Here is an 18,527-nt window from a genome sequence, read left to right as displayed (position 1 = left end):
AGAAGAATTTCTTGTGTGGAACATAAGAAAGACACCGTCCTTTTGAAGTCTTTCTTTTATTTTATTACAGGAGAATGGATATTTTAAGGGAAAATAAAAGCTGTCGAGATTTTCTCGACAGCCTGAACAGCTTCACGCTGTCCTCATTTAAATATATTGAACCATCCTTTATGTACAAACCATATCAGCATCCCGATCACAAGCGCGGCCATCAGGCCGAGCACGGCAAAATATCCGTATTTCCAATGCAGCTCCGGCATGTTGTCGAAGTTCATGCCGTATACGCCGACAATAAAGGTGAGCGGGATAAAAATTGTAGACACGATGGTCAATGTCATCATAATCGCGTTCATCCGGTTTGAATTCAGTGTCACGTAGCTGTCACGCAAATCGGACGTCATGTCACGGTTGGATTCCACAATTTCTGAGCTTTAATAAATGATCGTAAATATCGCTGAAGTATGCCTTTATTTCCCGCTGCTCTTTCACATGGTCAAGGCTTAAAATCCGATAGAGTAAATCACGCATCGGAATAATGGTCCGTCTTAGATGCAAAAGGTCTGTCCTAAGATCAAACACCTCGTTCATCAGTGTTCCGTACGTTTTGTGGTGCCGGCTTTCTTCAATTTCGTTCAGCCGGTCTTCAATTTTGTACACGAGAGGAAAATATTCATCAACAAGCTGGTCCATGATCATGTAAGAGATATGCCCAGGCCCTTTTTTAAATATGTCCGGTGAAGCATACAATTGCTCTCGGACTTTGGCGATTCCGGGTGTCTCGTGTAAATGAAAGGTGACGACAAATCGTTCGCCTTGAAAAATATCGACTTCCTCCGTCTCAAGTGTTTCCTTATTCAGCGCATGAATCACGTAAAAGTGATACCCGTCATAATGGTCGAGCTTAGGCCGCTGCATATGCTGGAAGCAATCCTCAATGGCAAGCGGATGAAAATGAAAAGAATCTCTCAATAATGCCGTTTCCGTATCCTCCGGGCCGTATAAATCAACCCAGTACCACGTAATATCAGGCTGTTTCACTCGTTCGATCGGTATATTTTTCAGCAGCTGATGCTCTGTTGTAATTGCCGTAATGTTGATCATAAACAACCCTCCACCTGCCATTATATCATGCGGCCTTTATGAGAAAAGTATACGTTGTTCTGCCTATTTCCAGCTGCGTGTTATACTGGACATAAAACGGAAATAGGGTGGATGCCATGTGGAAAGAAAACGTATCTGTCACGCCTCCGTACCACTTTGACCGCGTGCTGGACAGACTGTCTTTAGACCCTCTTAATGCAACAGATAAAGAAGCGCGGGAAATCCGCGTGCCGATCAGAAACCAAGCGGGAGACGTGTGCATTGTGAAGATAAAGGCGTTAGGACATGCGGATGAGCCTGAGTTTCTTGTCAGCGGAGAAACGGATCAGGACGGGATGATGAAGGAAATCAAGCGGATTTTTCAATGGGAACATGATCTGCAGCACGTTCTCGATCATTTTTCGAAAACGAGTCTGTCCGCTATTTTTGAAACGCATGCAGGCACGCCGCTTGTCCTGGACTACAGCGTGTACAACTGCATCATGAAATGCATCATCCACCAGCAGCTCAATCTTTCCTTCGCTTACACGCTAACAGAACGGTTTGTCCATGTATTTGGCGAACAGAAGGACGGCGTGTGGTGCTATCCAAAGCCGGAAACGATTGCGGAACTCGATTATCAGGACCTGCGCGATTTGCAATTCAGCATGAGAAAAGCGGAATACGCCATTGATACGTCAAGGATGATCGCAGAAGGCAAACTCGACTTGTCAGAGCTTCCGAATATGACGGATGAAGATATTATGAAGAAACTAATCAAAATCAGAGGCATCGGCCCATGGACCGTACAAAACGTCCTCATGTTCGGACTTGGTCGCCCTAATTTATTTCCGCTTGCCGATATCGGCCTCCAAAATGCAATTAAACGCCATTTTGAGCTGGACGATAAGCCGGCAAAGGATGTCATGCTGACGATGAGTAAGGAATGGGAGCCTTATTTAAGCTATGCATCTTTGTATTTGTGGAGGAGTATAGAATAATTCGTCTGACAATGAAGGAAATCATGCAAACGTGTTATACTAGAAAGATGTGAAAAAACATTTCACTTTCTGTCATCTGCAGAAAGCTTCATATAGAAACGGAGAGAACAACGTGAACCAACAAAAAAAACAGGCGCCCGTCGAACTGAAAGCCGGACAAACCTTTCCCTTGACGATTAAGCGTCTCGGCATTAACGGAGAAGGTGTCGGCTATTTTAAGAAAAAAGTCGTCTTTGTGCCAGGCGCGCTTCCCGGCGAAGAGGTTGTCGTGCAGGCGACAAAGGTTCAGCCTAAGTTTTCGGAGGGCCGCATTAAGAAGATCCGCAAGGCGTCAGAGCACCGCGTGACACCGCCTTGTCCTGTATACGAACAGTGCGGCGGCTGTCAGCTTCAGCACCTTGCTTACAGCCAGCAGCTTCGGGAAAAACGTGACATCGTCATACAGTCTCTTGAACGCCATACGAAGTTTAAAGTAGAAAACATGGACATCAAAGAAACGATCGGCATGGACAACCCGTGGAATTACCGCAACAAAAGCCAATTCCAGATCGGGCGTTCCCAAAGCGGCAGCATCATCGCCGGCTTATACGGGCTTGATTCTCATGACATCGTGCCAATTAAAGACTGTATCGTTCAGCATCCGGCCACTAACAAAACAACAGGCATCGTCCGCCGTATTTTAGAGGACTTCAATGTATCTGTTTATAATGAACGGAAACGAAAAGGCGACGTTCGCACCATTGTGACGCGAGTCGGCTTTGAAACAGGAGAGGTGCAGGTCGTGCTTGTGACAGCAAAAGAAACGCTACCGCACAAGGAAGAAATCGTCAAAGCGATCCAAAAGCGCCTGCCAGAGGTCAAATCCATTATCCAAAATGTAAATGGAGCGAAAACCTCAGTGATTTTCGGTGAGAAATCAAAACCACTCGCCGGACATACCGTGATCCAAGAGGTGCTTGGCGACGTATCATTTGAATTAAGCGCCCGCGCTTTCTTCCAGCTCAACCCGGAGCAAACCGTCAAGCTGTATGATGAAGTGACAAAAGCGGCGCAGCTGACCGGGAAAGAAAAAGTCGTTGACGCGTATTGCGGCGTCGGCACCATCGGCATGTGGGTAGCGGACGGAGCGAAGGAAGTCCGCGGCATGGACGTCATTAAGGAATCAATTGATGACGCCAAGAAAAACGCCAAAAAACACGGCATGACAAACGCCACGTACGTGACAGGAACAGCCGAGCACTGGCTCCCTAAGTGGACGAAAGAAGGCTTCCGCCCAGACGTCGTCATCGTTGACCCGCCAAGAACCGGCTGTGACAGCACGTTCCTGGACACGATTAAAAAAGTCAAACCGAAACGCTTTATTTACGTTTCCTGCAATCCATCCACGCTTGCGAAGGACTTGCAGGCGCTGTCAAAGGATTATCGCGTGGAATATATTCAGCCTGTGGATATGTTTCCGCAGACGGCTCATGTGGAAGCGGTGGCGAAGCTTGTATTGAAATCGTCTCATTAAAATAAACAATTCCTAATCAGACCTGGACCTCGGTAAACTAAACAATTCCGATTTTCGGGTCTTTTCCTTGCGATTTGTTTGGGTAGGGACTCAGGAAACAAGTATGTGGTGAGTCCAACACTTTTAGCAAAAAGATTTACATGTTCAAAATTTACTATCGTTTGATAAGAACTGCTGAAGCATGCTAAAAGTGTAAAAAAATATAGTCAGCTTTTTAATTTTTGGGATAAAGGGTTTGCAATATCCCATTATGAAAGGATTTGAATTCGTTATGATAAATAATTTCTGGCGTGAATTACCACGGCCTTTTTTTGTACTGGCTCCAATGGAAGATGTGACGGATGTTGTTTTCCGCCATGTCGTGAGTGAAGCTGGCAGACCCGATGTGTTCTTTACGGAGTTTACAAACTCAGAAAGTTACTGTCATCCGGATGGAAAGGATAGCGTACGCGGCCGTTTGACCTTCACGGAGGATGAACAGCCAATGGTTGCACATATATGGGGAGATAAGCCTGAAAACTTCCGCCAAATGAGTATTGGTATGGCGGAGCTAGGATTTAAGGGTCTAGATATTAATATGGGCTGTCCTGTGCCAAATGTAGCGGGCAATGGGAAGGGAAGCGGCCTTATTTGCCGTCCTGAAGTTGCCGCAGAATTAATACAAGCTGCAAAAGCAGGGGGATTGCCTGTAAGTGTAAAGACAAGGCTCGGTTACACAGATGTGGACGAATGGCGTGACTGGCTGACACACATATTGAAACAGGACATTGCGAATCTTTCCATTCATCTGCGTACAAGAGCGGAAATGAGTAAAGTGGATGCGCATTGGGAACTCATCCCTGAGATTAAGAAACTTCGTGACGAGGTTGCGCCAGATACACTGTTGACAATCAACGGGGATATCCCTGACCGCCAAACTGGCTTAAAGCTTGCTGAACAATACGGTGTTGATGGGATTATGATTGGGCGCGGTATTTTTACAAACCCATTTGCCTTTGAAAAGGAGCCGAAAGAGCATAGCAGCAAAGAATTGCTTGATCTCTTAAGGCTGCACCTGGATCTTCATGATCAATATTCAGCATTAGAAGCCCGTCCGTACAAGCCTCTTCCTCGCTTTTTCAAGATTTATCTCCGTGGATTCCGAGGCGCAAGTGAATTAAGAAACCAATGCATGAACACAAAGTCAACAGATGAAGTGCGTGCATTGCTCGATGAATTTGAGAAAAAGTATCTTGATGGGGTGGAGGAACAGTAGAAGTTCCCAATTCAAGGTAAAAGCGAAGTAGGACGCTAACTAAACTGGTGTGATTACTTAAAATTAGAGTTGATGATAAGCAGTTAATTGGCTGGTAGGTAAACGGGGTTGAACCCGACTATTCCAGCCAATTTTTGTTATAATAGTACTCTTTAATATTTTGGTTCCAGAATAGGAATTATAAAGAGAAATATATTAGTAACTTTAAGATAGAGTGATATAATCCTTAAAAAAGGAATAAAAAGATTATTAAAGAAAAATTATCAGAAAATGGGATGATATTTATTTACATATTTAAGATATTATGCTACCATTTGCTAGGTGTTGGTCATAGATTATAGTGTATGAGCATAAAAGGGGAAAGATAGTTTTATGGCAAAGGTAGTAGAAACGGTTATTAAAGTTAGTTTAGGTTTCCTTAAGGTTGAGAGAAAAGTAACAAAAAAAGTTCCTGATAAGAAGAAAAAGAAAAAGAAGAAAAAGTAATACATAAAATATTATCTCTGCATTTGATATAATTAAATAAAAAAATCTATACTATATCTATGACTAACCTGCATGGGGGAATACATCATATGTCTAAAAAAACAATAGTAGAAGTTATAAAATATACTTTGCCAGTGAAAAGCAGAATCGCTCTGGTTGTGGCGTTCATTTTATCGTTGTTAAGCGCTGCTATTGGTTTGGTTTCTCCATTGATAGTAAAGGAGTTTGTTGATCAATTTTCAAACCAAGTGCTGGATTGGACGTTAATTGCCCTTGTAGTTGGTTTGTTAATAACAGATAGTGTATCTTCTACAGTTGCTTCCTCTATTATAAAATTTACGGAAGAAAAAGTAGTATATCTATTAAGGGAAATCTTATGGAGTAAGATATTAAGACTACCTGTTTCATATTTTCAAAGAAATAAGTCTGAGTCTTTAGTTAGTCGTCTTACTGAAGATGCCACATTAATTTCGTCCATCTTGACAAAAGATCTAATAGATTTTGTAATGGCCATTATATCTGTGATTGGAGCCATTATAGTCTTAATGTTTACTGATTTTTGGTTAACTATATTAGTGATTGTGCTTGTACCGCTTACTTTTGTTTTAATTTTACCGCTTTTTAAAAGGATAGAGCTTATTAATTATACTCGACAAGAAAAATTATCAGAAGTTACCGTGTTTTCTTCTCAAATACTAAGGAATTTTAAAATTGTGAAGGCTTACGGTAGGGAAGAGGATGAACAAGCCAAAGGAAAGAACTTTTTTTCTAGCATGTATCAATTGAGTATTAAAGAAGCGATTATAGATTCCGTAATTTATCCTTTATTGAGTGTGATTGGTTTTGTGATTGTTGTTATCGTTGTTGGATTTGGTTTCTGGCGTTTAGGTTCTGGAGACCTCACAATGGGTACATTAGTTGCTTTTGTATTATACTTATTCCAGGTTATTGTACATGTAGCGGGTATTGGGATGAATATTGGCTCATATCATGAAGCGAAGGGTTCCTTAAAACAAGTTTTTGGAATTTTAATGGAAAAAGAAGAAGAGAACAAAACAGAGAATGATAGTAAAATGCGATTTCCTTATAATGAAATTAAACTTGAAAATGTTAATTTTTCATATAATAAGAAGGAAAATGTCATCACTAATCTCTCTTTAAATGTTTGCCGTGGAGAAGTGTTGGCGTTGATTGGTGAGAGCGGTGCAGGCAAATCAACAATTATCAATTTGCTTGAAAGATTCTACGAACCAAATTCTGGCGACATGTTGATTGATAACATTTCTTATAAGAATATTCCTCCGCAAGTTTGGCGAAAAGGGTTTAGCCTTGTTTCGCAAGATACATCGTTGTTTGACGGAACAATTAAGGATAATATTAAATATGCAAATCCAAATGCAACAGATGAAGAAGTGATTTTTGCAGCAAAACAAGCGAGTGCTCATGAATTTATAATGAAATTAGACGAAGGATACAATTCGGATATTGGTGACTATGGTAGTTATTTATCTGGAGGACAAAAACAAAGAATAGCAATTGCTAGAGCTTTTTTAAGAAAAAGTTCATTTGTCTTATTAGATGAGTATACGTCTAATGTTGACAGCGATACTGAACAGGAATTAATTAAAGCAGTTTCTCAGTTGAGAGGGAATATGGGGTTTATAATTATTGCTCATAGACTTTCCACTGTAAAAGGCGCCGATAAAATTGCTGTGATTAAAGATGGGCAGTTAGAGGATATTGGAACGCACGAAGAATTAATAAAGAGAAATGATTATTATGTAAGGGTAATTAGAGAACAGATGGATCGTGGCAATGGTATATTATGTGAGTTAGACGAAAAAAACTAACAGGATTAAGTTAAAATACTCCATTAGGCTGCTATGCTACCAAATTCTTTTGGTATATGGTTGCCTAATTTTTTTATACGTTTTTTCTTTTCCCTAAAATAATATTGATCAATATTATTTTACATTGAATGGTGTGAGGTGTAGATATCTTTTTCTATACCCACCCCAGAGCTGCCTTTTTAAAAAGAAGTTAACTGCTTGAAGGCGGAATGGTGACAAATATCATTCCTCAGCAAGACAAAATGATCATTTCGTGATCTTGAGAAACGAGTGCGAAGGATCATTGACCACAGTGTAGCCATGCATAACCTCAATATAACATCGAAATCATTGGAACGTTATCCGATCAAATGTGATGAGGAAGTGGTCAAAACTGTACTTGAAGCGCAGCAGAGGTTGATTCAAGCTAGATAATCGAAAGGTAAACGAGCAGGGAGGAAAAGGAACGTATATGATTATCGGTACCGACATCGCCGCCTCGCTTTGTCATGAAAAATTCAATATCCAGGAAGACATTCAGCCACGAGATTGTCCAGCTGCTGAGCGGGCGGCAATGAAGCTGTTGAAGTAGAGGGATTATAAATAGTAAGAATCAAGATAGCAGGGACAATTTTCCTTGCTATCTTTTTTTATCTAAAAGGATAAGATAAAATACATGGTAATAATAGGAGATGGTGCGGATACATTGAAGGGGGAATTTGATGAAAGAATTTCCTATAATTGAAACAAAAAGATTATGTTTAAGAGAAGTAGACTTTGAAGATGCCAAAGATATGCTAACATATCTTTCAGATCAAGATGTTGTTAAGCCTATGGGGCTAGAACCCTTTGAAACGACTAGTGATGTTTATAAAGAGATTAGGTGGTATAAATCCATATATGAAAAAGGTACAGGAATTAGGTGGGGAATCACACTTAAAGATTCTGGCATCGTCATAGGAAGTTGTGGGTTTCTTAATAGACTTGCAAAACATTATCGAGCTGAAGTTGGGTATGAATTAAGCAAAGAACATTGGAGAAAAGGAATCGTCAGTGAAGCATTAGAGGCTGTCGTTAAATATGGATATAACCACTTGCAGCTGGAAAGAATTGAAGCTCTTATTGAACCTTCTAATATCCCATCGATAAAACTAATAGAAAAACAAGGTTTTAGCAGAGAGGGCTTGCTGAGACATTATGAATTTACTTGTGGTACATTTGAAGATTTATATATGTATTCAATGATCAAAGAAGATTTTACATCTGGTTTGTGAAAAGATAAATATGGAAGAAACTAACTGCGATCTGAAAAACAGATTCTATGACCTGCGAAGTGCCAAGAGAAATTAAACAGGGCACTTGTTATTTTGGGTATTATATAAAAAAGAAATAGGGAGAGAAAAATGAAACGACTATGCATCATCCCCTGCGGCAAGAAAAAAATATGGGACGTCCAGCCCGATACCGGGCCGGTAAGAGCAGAGGACGCTTATCTCAGCCCGTTTCATCAGGCGTGCGAGCAATATGCGAAAGCATTTTTCGATGAGTGGGTGATTTTGTCTGCGAAGCAAGGCTTTCTTCGCCCTGATGATATCGTATCGGAAAATTACGATGTGACTTTTGGCGCCGGTCATCCGGAAATCATGACAGCGGAGGAGCTGCGCCGCCAATTTTATGAAAAGGGCTTATCTGATATCGAAGAGCTTGTCATGCTTGGCGGAAAAAAATATCGAAGCGCGCTAAACGCCGTCATCGGCAAGCATCAACGAATCAGTTGGCCTCTGTCATCGTATAAAGGCATTGGCTACATGCTGCAAGCGCTGAATCGGGCTGTTGAAGATAAACAAGAATTGTAACACAACATATCAAGGAAAGAGTGTGAATAGGAAAAAACTTGTGGTTGGCTTGCTTGCCATTACGGTATTCGGATGCGGCTTATATACCTATCATGTATGGTTCGGTGATCCATTTACGAAAAATGCCGCAGAGCAGAAGCTTATTTCTTATGTGAAACAAACCTATCCCAAAAAAGAAATCAAGATCACGGATGGAGTATATAGCGCTAAAACCTCTGAATATGTGTTCCAAGCAAACACCCAATCTCATCGTTATCCAATGTGTACAAAGGGATTTTTCCATCTGAAAGTCACGTGCGATGGAATTGAAGAAGCGTATACCGAATCAGTAGCAGGACATGTAAGTGAAGAAGCATCGAAGGAAATTAAAGCAGATCTGAAAAAAGCGGTTCCGCAAATCATAAAAGCCGCCGCTGCGTTGAGCAGCGAAAACGGTCAGTTCACATTAGATACAAAATGGAACAAACAGCTGGCTGAAAAAGCGCCTATGAGCATAACGATTCAATTAGATGCCCGAGTTATCGAAAACAGGTGCTTCAAAGATAGCGGAAACGGTCAGAAAAACACTTAATGAAAAAAAGATTTACATATTCAAACAGCACGATAGACTGTATGCGGAAGGACGCGGACGGCGGTTTCGGTTATGTCAGATATTCAATTGATTTTCTTCCGGGAACAGCCATTCAGCCAAACGATGCAGAGGAGTTAGGCGGTTGATTTCCGAGGAAATAAATACGTCGATCATTGTCAAAGACCGGGTGATGCCCGGTCTTTCTGATGCCATAAAACGAGACAAATGGATCAGATCGAGACAAAATGAGACACCTGTCTCAAACTGTCTCCAGTGTAAAAATAAAAAAGACTGATTTTACGGGCGCCAAAGGCTGGCACACTTCTTGCATTGATTAACGTGAACCCTAAATAGAAGGAGGCACACACAATGGAACTGTTAAAACGAGAAGGCTTGTCATTAACTGAGGAAAAAGCGCTGTGGATGTACCAAAAGATGCTGGAAATCAGGGGCTTTGAGGACAAAGTGCATGAACTGTTCGCAGAGGGAGTGCTTCCCGGATTCGTCCATTTGTATGCTGGTGAAGAAGCAGTAGCTGTAGGCGTGTGCGCTCACTTAGATGATGGCGACAGCATTACAAGCACGCACAGGGGACATGGCCATTGTATCGCCAAAGGCTGTGATCTGGATGGCATGATGGCGGAAATATTCGGGAAAGCGACCGGACTGTGTAAAGGCAAGGGTGGTTCTATGCACATTGCCGATCTCAATAAAGGCATGTTAGGTGCAAATGGAATCGTGGGGGGCGGATTTACGCTTGCATGTGGATCAGCGCTCACCGCTAAATATAAACAGACTAAAAATGTAAGCGTTTGCTTTTTCGGAGACGGAGCAAATAACCAAGGCACCTTCCATGAAGGGCTGAACTTAGCGGCAGTGTGGAACCTTCCAGTCGTTTTTGTTGCCGAAAACAACGGCTACGGCGAAGCCACGCCATTTGAATACGCGTCAGCCTGTGATTCAATCGCTGATCGGGCAGCTGCCTATAACATGCCGGGGGTCACGGTGGACGGAAAAGATATTTTGGCAGTTTACCAGGCAGCCGAGGAAGCGATAGAAAGAGCAAGAAACGGCGGAGGCCCGTCTTTGATTGAATGTATGACCTACAGAAACTACGGACATTTCGAAGGAGATGCCCAGACCTATAAAACGAAGGATGAAAGAGTTGAGCACCTTGAAGAAAAGGATGCTATTCGAAGCTTTAAAAACTACCTGTTAAAAGAAACAGATGCTAATAAGCTGTCAGACATTGAACAGCGTGTCAGCGAATCGATTGAAAAAGCTGTTTCGTTTAGTGAAGACAGTCCATATCCAAAGGAATCAGAGCTGCTGACAGACGTCTACGTGTCATATGAAAAAGGGGGAATGTGAGATGGCGAGAGTCATAAGCATGTCAGACGCGATCAATGAAGCGATGAAGCTCGCGATGAGAAGAGACGAGAATGTGCTTTTGATCGGCGAGGATGTCGCCGGGGGAGCGGCGGTCGATCATTTGCAGGATGATGAAGCTTGGGGCGGCGTATTAGGGGTTACAAAGGGGCTTGTACAGGAATTCGGGCGTACAAGAGTGCTGGACACCCCGATTTCTGAGGCGGGCTATATGGGGGCGGCAATGGCTGCGGCATCAACCGGACTAAGACCGATTGCCGAGCTGATGTTTAATGATTTTATCGGCACATGCTTTGACCAGGTGATCAACCAAGGGGCGAAATTTCGCTATATGTTCGGCGGAAAAGCGCAAGTGCCGATTACCGTCCGCACCACATACGGAGCGGGGTTCCGGGCTGCTGCCCAGCACTCACAGGCGCTGTATGGCCTTTTCACGAGCATCCCGGGTTTGAAGACGGTGGTTCCGTCCAACCCGTATGACGCCAAAGGCCTGCTGCTGGCGGCAATAGAAGACAATGATCCGGTGTTCTTTTTTGAAGACAAAACGTCCTACAACATGAAAGGCGAGGTGCCGGAAGATTATTATACAATCCCGCTTGGAAAGGCGGACATCAAACGTGAAGGGAGCGACATTACGCTATTTGCGGTCGGTAAGCAGGTCAATACCGCACTTGAAGCGGCTGCTCAGCTTTCAGAAAAAGGCATCGAAGCCGAGGTGCTTGACCCCCGCAGTCTATCTCCTCTGGATGAGGAAGCGATTTTTACATCGTTGGAAAAAACAAATAGGCTGATCATCATTGATGAAGCCAATCCGCGCTGCAGCATTGCCACGGATATTGCTGCGATTGTTGCCGACAAGGGCTTTGATTTGCTTGATGCGCCGATTAAACGAATTACAGCGCCGCATACACCAGTGCCGTTTTCACCAGTGCTTGAAGATCAATATTTGCCGACACCAGATCAAATAGTCAGCGTCACGCTTGAATTGCTTGGCGAGCCGGCAATGAATTAAAGGGGGGACACAAATGGCGGTAAAAGTAGTGATGCCAAAATTGGGAATGGCCATGAAACAAGGGGAAGTATCGATATGGAATAAGAAAGTGGGCGACCCGGTTGAAAAGGGAGAAAGCATTGCCAGCATTCAATCGGAGAAAATTGAAATGGACATCGAGGCGCCCGAAAATGGAACGCTAATCGATATCAAAGTGAAAGAAGGAGAAGAGGTTCCGCCCGGCACAGCGATCTGCTACATCGGGGACGCCAATGAATCGGTGCAGGAAGAGGCGAGCGCGCCTGCTGCTAAAGACAGTGTGCCGCAAGCCGTCCAGCCCGTCAAACAAGAAAACAAACCCGAAGCCTCTAAAAAAGAACGAATCAAAATCTCTCCAGTCGCCAAAAAAATAGCGGAAAAAGCGGGATTAGACTTGAAACAGCTGAAAGGCAGTGGGCCAGGCGGGCGAATCGTAAAGGAAGATGTTACAAAAGCGCTTGCTGGACAGAAAAATGATCGGACAGAGCCGGTTTCTGAGCAGAAGGCACAAGAAACGCCGGTGACAGGCATGAGAAAAGTCATCGCGGCCAGAATGCAGGAAAGCCTGGCAAACAGCGCGCAGCTGACGATTACGATGAAGGCTGATATCACCAAGCTGGCAGCCCTTCAAAAACAGCTCTCTCCAACAGCCGAAGAGAGGTACGGCACAAAGCTGACGATGACTCATTTTATCTCAAAAGCCGCCGTTCTCGCCCTGCAAGCTCATCCTGTACTGAACAGCGTTTATCAAAATGAGCGCATCATCACACATCCCCATGTGCACCTTGGTATGGCTGTGGCCTTGGAAAATGGCTTAGTGGTGCCAGTCATCCGCCATGCTGAAAAGCAATCGCTGATCGAACTGGCTCACTCCATCTCAGAAAAAGCCAACAAAGCACGCGAGGGACGCGCGGGAAGTGAAGAACTGCAAGGATCAACCTTCTCCATTACAAATCTTGGCGCTTTCGGAGTGGAGCATTTCACGCCGATATTAAATCCGCCGGAAACAGGCATTCTTGGCATGGGAGCAAGCTATGATACGCCGGTGTATCAAGGGGAAGAAATTGTCAAAAGCACGATCCTGCCGCTCAGCCTGACATTTGATCACAGAGTCTGTGACGGCGCCCCTGCCGCTGCCTTTCTAAAGGCGATAAAAACATATTTAGAAGAACCGGCAGCATTAATTTTATAGGAAAGCAGGTGAAAACGACATGACACTAGCCATTATCGGCGGCGGGCCTGCAGGCTATGCGGCTGCAGTCTCCGCGGCACAGCAGGGCAGAAACGTGCTGCTGATTGACAAAGGCCGCCTTGGGGGAACCTGCCTGAACGAAGGCTGCATCCCGACGAAGTCTTTGTTAGAAAGCGCAAACGTTCTTGATAAAATCAAGCATGCCGACCGCTTTGGGATTGAGCTTCCGCCCGGTGCAATCTCGATTGATTGGGGCAAAATGCAGGATCGAAAACAACAGGTAGTCAGACAGCTTGTCCAAGGCGTTCAGTACCTAATGAAGAAAAATCAAATACAGGCTGTGAAAGGAACGGCTTCCTTTCTTTCTGACAGAAAGCTCTTAATTGAAGGAGAGAACGGAAAAGAAATCAGAGAGGCGGACCAAGTATTGGTTGCTTCCGGATCAGAACCGATCGAACTCCCATTTGCCCCGTTTGACGGCGAATGGATCATCGACAGCAAGGATGCGCTTTCGCTTTCTGAAATTCCGTCATCACTTGTCATTGTTGGCGGGGGTGTCATTGGCTGCGAGTACGCCGGGCTGTTTGCCAGACTGGGATCGAGGGTGACCATCATTGAAACAGCCGGCCAGCTGATTCCGGCTGAAGATGAAGATATTGCCCTTCTCTTTCAGGAAAAGCTTGAGGAAGACGGTGTTGAAGTGCATACCTCATCCCGGTTAGAGCGGGTGGATCAAGCGGACAAAACGGCCATTTGGAAAAGCGGGCAGCGGGAGTTTAAAACGAAGGCCGATTATGTGCTGGTCGCGATCGGCAGAAAACCCCGTCTTGACGGATTACAGCTGGAGCAGGCTGGAGTTGGTTTTTCTCCAAAAGGCATTCCGGTGAACGACCACATGCAGACAAACATTCCTCATATATATGCATGCGGGGACGCAATCGGAGGCATTCAGCTGGCACATGCAGCTTTCCATGAGGGCATCATCGCTGCTTCTCACGCTTCTGGAAGGGATGTCAAAATCAATGAGAAACATGTACCGCGCTGCATCTATACATCACCGGAAATCGCGTGTATCGGAATGACAGAACAACAGGCAAGAAGCATATACGGGGATGTGAAAATTGGCGAATTTCCTTTTTCCGCAAACGGCAAGGCGCTCATTAAACAGCAAGCAGAAGGTAAGGTCAAAATCGTGGCTGAACCGGAATTCGGTGAAATCGTCGGTGTCTCGATGATTGGTCCGGATGTGACCGAGCTCATCGGCCAAGCGGCGGCGATTATGAATGGCGAGATGACGGCTGATATGGCGGAGCACTTCATCGCCGCCCATCCGACACTGTCGGAAACATTGCACGAGGCGCTGTTAAGCACGATCGGGCTTGCAGTGCATGCATAACACGGAAAAAAGCAGGCGCACGGAATACAGGGCGTCTGCTTTTTTATTGTTGAAAGCGCTTTATTTTTCCCCTACAATAGATGAAAACAGCGTGTAAGGGAGGAGCGATCAAGGAAATGAATTCGATCCCAAACGATTTGCAAACCTGGAAACGTTTTGTGAAGGACGGTGTGCTTGACGAAGCCCGATTAAGAAAACGGATCGCCGAGTCATGGCATCGCTGCAAAAAAGCCGAGGTCAATCCCTATTTAGAAAAAGGCCCAAAGGTGTTACAGCAAACTGAGCTGGATCAGCAGTCAAAAAAGCATTCATTTTTCCTGACGACCGCAAAGCCTTACCTTGAAAAACTGCTGCCTGCCATAAAAGAGATGGAAATGATAGCGCTGTTAATTGATTCAGACGGCGTTGTTTTGGCATTGGACGGACATCCCCGTGCACTTTATGAAGCCAAAAGCATCAACTTTGTTGAGGGCGCATGCTGGACGGAAACGGCTGTCGGAACAAATGCGATTGGCACGGCGCTTCACATTAGCGAGCCGGTTGCGATACAAGGATCAGAACATTACTCTATCGCTTCCCATCAATGGAACTGTTCAGCCGCTCCGATTCACCATGAGGATGGCAGTCTTGCAGGTGTGATTGACATATCGTGTCCAGCAGCAGGCGCGCATCCTCATATGCTCGGTATTGCTACGGCGATTGCCTATGCCGCGGAACGGGAAATGGCAGCTAAAAGCCGTGAGAAAGAGCTGGAGCTGATCAGCCGTTTTGGAGATAGGTCTGCATCCCGTGTGCCAATGGTGCTCTGCAATACCAAACAGCATATCATCAGCGCGAGTGAAGCGGTTCGAACCTCAATGCCGGATTGGCAGGGCAGGCACCTGTATGAGTTGAAGGCACGAGGCTTCTCAATCGAAAAAGCCGTCACCATGGGGGATGGCGGCACTTGTTTTTATCTGTCGGAACAAAAGAAAAAGGCGGCGTTTCAATTCAATGGAGTCATCGGGCAGAGCAGCCGATCGCAAGCAATGCTGAAGAGCCTAGAACGAGCGGCTGCGGTGGATGCAACGGTCTGTCTGTCGGGGGAAACTGGCACGGGGAAGGAAGTCGCAGCCCGCACGCTTCATGAGAACAGCGAGCGGCGGCACGGCCCGTTTGTTGCTGTCAATTGCGGAGCGATCCCGTCTGATTTAATTGAAAGCGAGCTGTTTGGCTATGCGGAGGGCGCTTTTACGGGAGCGAAACGAAACGGCTATAAAGGCGCCTTTCAAAAAGCGAATCAAGGCACTTTATTTTTAGATGAGATCGGAGAAATTTCCCACTCGATGCAGGTTGCGCTTTTACGGGTGCTTCAGGAACGGAAGATTACGCCGGTCGGAGGGACGAAAGAAATTCCGGTTGATATCAGAGTCATTGCCGCCACGCATTGTGATTTGCGCGAGCTTGCTGAAAGCGGAAAAATCAGAGAGGACTTGTTTTACCGCCTTCATGTCTATCCAATTGAGCTTCCTCCTTTACGAGAACGCACCGAAGATATTCCGGATCTTTTTCAGTACTACAAACAGAAAAATCATTGGCCTGGCGAACTTCCCCCTGCTTTTTTGGAGGTGCTGAAGCAATGGAGGTGGCCGGGTAATATTCGCGAGCTGTTCAATGTGTTTGAACGTCTTTGCATCAGATTTCCGGACGGCCGGCTGAGAGATGAGCCGCTTACGGCTTTACTGGAAGCCGCAGGACTTCCGATCAGTCCGGCAGAAAAAAAGCCGGCTGATGCCGGCGCGCTGCCCCTTCGTGAGCAAATCCAAAGAGATGTCATCATCAAAGCGCTTGAATCCGCTAAAGGAAACGTCTCTCAAGCCGCCAAAATCAGCGGGATACCCCGGAGCACTTTTTACAAAAGGCTGAAAAAATTCAACTTGTCCGCTGAATCATAAAGCATACTTCTTTCAAGAAATGGAAACGTTATGGATGAAGGAGGGTGTTAGCATGAATAGTCAAAGGGCGAAAGAAATTGTAGAATCTCCCGACATGAAGAAAGTAACATATAATGGAGTTCCTATTTATATTCAGCACGTGAATGAAGAAAACGGAACAGCGAGAATTTATCCGCTGGACGAACCTGAGCAGGAGCATGAAGTACAGCTGACCAACTTAAAAGAGGATTAAACAAAAATGGCCCGCTTGGTAAGCAGGCCATTTTGTTATCCGCGCGGCGCAAATAAGATGACACAGACGCCGATGAGGCAAATCATTGCGCCGATCCAGTCATACAGATCAGGTATTTTCCGGTCGACAAGCCATCCCCACAGGACCGCAAGCACGATGAACACCCCGCCATAAGCGGCATATACACGGCCGAAGGAAGGGAAGGACTGAAACGTCGGAAGAATGCCGTAGACAATCAAGATCAGCGCACCGGCAATCCCGTAGCCGACTGGCTTTGCTTCTCTCAGCCACAGCCAAACGAAATACCCGCCGCCAATTTCGGCAAGCCCCGCCGCGAGAAATAAAAGAATGGTAATCAGCATCACGCGCACTCCTCAACTTGCTTTTCTCTTTCATTATAAAAGAGGAGTGCTGTTAAAGCTTTGGATGATTCTCAAATTCCTTTAAATACGCGTTGCGCTGAATCTCCGTAAATTGGCTGATCCAGTTGCTTTTCGCCTCTTCATTCAGATGGGGGAGGATATAGCGTTCAACCGCTTCAAAAAACAACGGATTCGCGATAATGTTCCAGGTAGGGATGCGAACGACTTTGCCGTTTGTTTTCTCGATGATAATATCCTCAAAAAAGATCCCTTTCAAACTGTAATGATGCCGCCCCATATAAATCCGTTTTACCTCAGAAAACAGCACGCTGCGCTTTCTCGAGAAGATCTCGCCATCAGGCCCAGTCTTTACGCTGAAAATGACATTTCCCCGGCTTGTGAACGCCGGAAAAGCCATAAAAAATGTGATTAATCCATAAACAATCGCCATTAATCCTCCGCCCAAATAAAGCAGGGCATACTTAGATTCAAATGTGAGAGCTTCAGAAACCAGCCATACTCCTGCAATAAAAGCGCCCCCTGTGGCGAGGAACAGCCATATTCTAAAAAACATTCTACTCTTGACCTTAATTACTTCATTGTTTTTCAATTGCTATTCTCCTTTATCGCTCTTTAGCAAAAAAGTATTCCTTTTACCACATCTTTATTTGCTGGTACGATAGAAAATTCATTTTGAGTGATACCTGTTACCAGCCAAGTATGACGGCTGCCAGGCAAGACGAAAGCCATGTCAGCCACTTCCGGCGAGTTGTCTTTGTCATAAACAAGGCGCATCAGCGTATCCATTTTCCCTTTTCGTGAAGCCAGATCATTTACGAATCGGGTAATATCCTCTTGATGTTCATGCTTAACGAGAAACTCTTTCAGATGTGTGGGAGTGTCTGAAGCACCTTCCAGAAGCAATTCAAATTCAGTTGATGTCAGAGTAATAATTGATTCTATGTTATCCTCAGCATCTATTATATTTAAAAACTCGGATGTTTTAGAAAGTAATCCGTCACTTAAATCCATTTTTTTGATGCTGTGCACCTGTTCATCAAACAGCAGCTCATGAGAGTAAGTGCCGAACTTAGAAACGTGGCAGGACACATTCTGTTCTTGGCCTTGTTCATCAAATTTGGACAGTTTCACTGTATAATCCGCGTCGTTTAATACATGGATAAACGGGCAGTACTCGTCCTTTAATCGGTATTGATGATTACGGTATTCCGCCGCATCTTTGGCTAAAAGCGAGCGGCATGCCGCTTCGAACAAAGCACCGAGCTGTTCATCTTCTATTTCCGGAAAATAGGCCTGCTTCAAGGCCATTCCCTGTTCAAAAAACCCTTCGCTATAAAAACAAAATAAGAGTTCTTCTATGCTGATCGTAAACTGCTTCAT

General features: G+C 44.7%; 15 protein-coding genes and 2 pseudogenes. 13 read left to right on the top strand and 4 right to left on the bottom strand.

The window, feature by feature from the left end; all coding sequences use genetic code 11:
- Positions 1-143: 143 nt before the first annotated feature.
- Positions 144-1,101: pseudogene (corA, locus tag Q3W56_RS19285) on the bottom strand (magnesium/cobalt transporter CorA).
- A 116-nt stretch (positions 1,102-1,217) separates the two neighbouring features.
- Between corA and Q3W56_RS19280 the strand changes: the two are divergent.
- The 13 genes and pseudogenes from Q3W56_RS19280 (at position 1,218) to Q3W56_RS19220 (ending at position 16,764) form a co-directional block, all read left to right on the top strand.
- Positions 1,218-2,081, top strand: coding sequence for a DNA-3-methyladenine glycosylase family protein (locus Q3W56_RS19280; RefSeq protein ID WP_302896549.1), 864 nt, complete (start codon positions 1,218-1,220; stop codon positions 2,079-2,081).
- A 112-nt stretch (positions 2,082-2,193) separates the two neighbouring features.
- Positions 2,194-3,594 carry a 23S rRNA (uracil(1939)-C(5))-methyltransferase RlmD gene (gene rlmD / locus Q3W56_RS19275; RefSeq protein ID WP_302896548.1) on the top strand — a complete coding sequence of 467 codons (1,401 nt, stop codon included), beginning with the start codon at positions 2,194-2,196 and terminating at the stop codon, positions 3,592-3,594.
- Between the two features lie 271 nt (positions 3,595-3,865).
- The gene (locus tag Q3W56_RS19270) at positions 3,866-4,849 is read left to right on the top strand and encodes a tRNA dihydrouridine synthase (RefSeq protein WP_302896547.1); all 984 of its coding nucleotides are present in this window, start codon (positions 3,866-3,868) and stop codon (positions 4,847-4,849) included.
- A gap of 575 nt (positions 4,850-5,424) precedes the next feature.
- On the top strand, positions 5,425-7,185 hold the full coding sequence (locus Q3W56_RS19265) for an ABC transporter ATP-binding protein (RefSeq protein WP_302896546.1): 1,761 nt from the start codon (positions 5,425-5,427) through the stop codon (positions 7,183-7,185).
- Positions 7,186-7,886: 701 nt separating this feature from the next.
- Positions 7,887-8,438 carry a GNAT family N-acetyltransferase gene (locus Q3W56_RS19260; protein ID WP_302896545.1) on the top strand — a complete coding sequence of 184 codons (552 nt, stop codon included), beginning with the start codon at positions 7,887-7,889 and terminating at the stop codon, positions 8,436-8,438.
- 129 nt (positions 8,439-8,567) lie between these two features.
- The gene (locus tag Q3W56_RS19255) at positions 8,568-9,020 is read left to right on the top strand and encodes a DUF6884 domain-containing protein (RefSeq protein ID WP_302896544.1); all 453 of its coding nucleotides are present in this window, start codon (positions 8,568-8,570) and stop codon (positions 9,018-9,020) included.
- 22 nt (positions 9,021-9,042) lie between these two features.
- Positions 9,043-9,737: pseudogene (locus tag Q3W56_RS19250) on the top strand (YfjL-like protein).
- Positions 9,738-9,960: 223 nt separating this feature from the next.
- Positions 9,961-10,962: an acetoin:2,6-dichlorophenolindophenol oxidoreductase subunit alpha gene (acoA, locus tag Q3W56_RS19245; protein WP_302896543.1), complete on the top strand. Its 1,002-nt coding sequence runs from the start codon at positions 9,961-9,963 to the stop codon at positions 10,960-10,962.
- Position 10,963: 1 nt separating this feature from the next.
- Positions 10,964-11,992 carry an acetoin:2,6-dichlorophenolindophenol oxidoreductase subunit beta gene (gene acoB / locus Q3W56_RS19240; protein WP_268399977.1) on the top strand — a complete coding sequence of 343 codons (1,029 nt, stop codon included), beginning with the start codon at positions 10,964-10,966 and terminating at the stop codon, positions 11,990-11,992.
- Between the two features lie 13 nt (positions 11,993-12,005).
- Complete coding sequence (locus Q3W56_RS19235; protein ID WP_302896542.1) at positions 12,006-13,202, top strand: dihydrolipoamide acetyltransferase family protein; 1,197 nt, start codon at positions 12,006-12,008, stop codon at positions 13,200-13,202.
- A 19-nt stretch (positions 13,203-13,221) separates the two neighbouring features.
- Positions 13,222-14,598 carry an acetoin dehydrogenase complex dihydrolipoyl dehydrogenase gene (acoL, locus tag Q3W56_RS19230; RefSeq protein ID WP_302896541.1) on the top strand — a complete coding sequence of 459 codons (1,377 nt, stop codon included), beginning with the start codon at positions 13,222-13,224 and terminating at the stop codon, positions 14,596-14,598.
- A 116-nt stretch (positions 14,599-14,714) separates the two neighbouring features.
- Entirely contained in the window at positions 14,715-16,532 is a 1,818-nt protein-coding gene (gene acoR, locus Q3W56_RS19225; protein ID WP_302896540.1) for an acetoin dehydrogenase operon transcriptional activator AcoR, read from the top strand.
- 52 nt (positions 16,533-16,584) lie between these two features.
- Positions 16,585-16,764, top strand: coding sequence for a small acid-soluble spore protein H (locus Q3W56_RS19220; RefSeq protein WP_003239795.1), 180 nt, complete (start codon positions 16,585-16,587; stop codon positions 16,762-16,764).
- 35 nt (positions 16,765-16,799) lie between these two features.
- On the opposite strand, the gene Q3W56_RS19215 is transcribed toward Q3W56_RS19220, so the two are convergent.
- The 3 genes from Q3W56_RS19215 to Q3W56_RS19205 are packed head-to-tail and all read right to left on the bottom strand — an operon-like array spanning position 16,800 to position 18,527.
- Positions 16,800-17,129 carry a YnfA family protein gene (locus Q3W56_RS19215; protein WP_302896539.1) on the bottom strand — a complete coding sequence of 110 codons (330 nt, stop codon included), beginning with the start codon at positions 17,127-17,129 and terminating at the stop codon, positions 16,800-16,802.
- Between the two features lie 49 nt (positions 17,130-17,178).
- On the bottom strand, positions 17,179-17,736 hold the full coding sequence (locus Q3W56_RS19210; protein ID WP_302896538.1) for a YfjD family protein: 558 nt from the start codon (positions 17,734-17,736) through the stop codon (positions 17,179-17,181).
- Positions 17,737-17,759: 23 nt separating this feature from the next.
- Complete coding sequence (locus Q3W56_RS19205; RefSeq protein ID WP_302896537.1) at positions 17,760-18,527, bottom strand: hypothetical protein; 768 nt, start codon at positions 18,525-18,527, stop codon at positions 17,760-17,762.

Origin of the sequence: Bacillus sp. C28GYM-DRY-1 (assembly GCF_030519405.1) — a bacterium.
GTDB classification, from domain to species: domain Bacteria; phylum Bacillota; class Bacilli; order Bacillales; family Bacillaceae; genus Bacillus; species Bacillus spizizenii_A.
Note: the sequence above shows the minus strand (reverse complement) of the source record. Positions and strands in the feature narration are given on the sequence as shown.

What these genes read in the sequence shown, in the direction of transcription:
- Q3W56_RS19280 (WP_302896549.1), top strand. Translation starts at nt 1,218, where the DNA reads ATGTGGAAAGAAAACGTATCTGTCACGCCTCCGTACCACTTTGACCGC.
- Q3W56_RS19270 (WP_302896547.1), top strand. Translation starts at nt 3,866, where the DNA reads ATGATAAATAATTTCTGGCGTGAATTACCACGGCCTTTTTTTGTACTG.
- Q3W56_RS19265 (WP_302896546.1), top strand. Translation starts at nt 5,425, where the DNA reads ATGTCTAAAAAAACAATAGTAGAAGTTATAAAATATACTTTGCCAGTG.
- Q3W56_RS19260 (WP_302896545.1), top strand. Translation starts at nt 7,887, where the DNA reads ATGAAAGAATTTCCTATAATTGAAACAAAAAGATTATGTTTAAGAGAA.
- Q3W56_RS19255 (WP_302896544.1), top strand. Translation starts at nt 8,568, where the DNA reads ATGAAACGACTATGCATCATCCCCTGCGGCAAGAAAAAAATATGGGAC.
- acoA (WP_302896543.1), top strand. Translation starts at nt 9,961, where the DNA reads ATGGAACTGTTAAAACGAGAAGGCTTGTCATTAACTGAGGAAAAAGCG.
- acoB (WP_268399977.1), top strand. Translation starts at nt 10,964, where the DNA reads ATGGCGAGAGTCATAAGCATGTCAGACGCGATCAATGAAGCGATGAAG.
- Q3W56_RS19235 (WP_302896542.1), top strand. Translation starts at nt 12,006, where the DNA reads ATGGCGGTAAAAGTAGTGATGCCAAAATTGGGAATGGCCATGAAACAA.
- acoL (WP_302896541.1), top strand. Translation starts at nt 13,222, where the DNA reads ATGACACTAGCCATTATCGGCGGCGGGCCTGCAGGCTATGCGGCTGCA.
- acoR (WP_302896540.1), top strand. Translation starts at nt 14,715, where the DNA reads ATGAATTCGATCCCAAACGATTTGCAAACCTGGAAACGTTTTGTGAAG.
- Q3W56_RS19220 (WP_003239795.1), top strand. Translation starts at nt 16,585, where the DNA reads ATGAATAGTCAAAGGGCGAAAGAAATTGTAGAATCTCCCGACATGAAG.
- Q3W56_RS19205 (WP_302896537.1), bottom strand. Translation starts at nt 18,527, where the DNA reads ATGAAGCAGTTTACGATCAGCATAGAAGAACTCTTATTTTGTTTTTAT.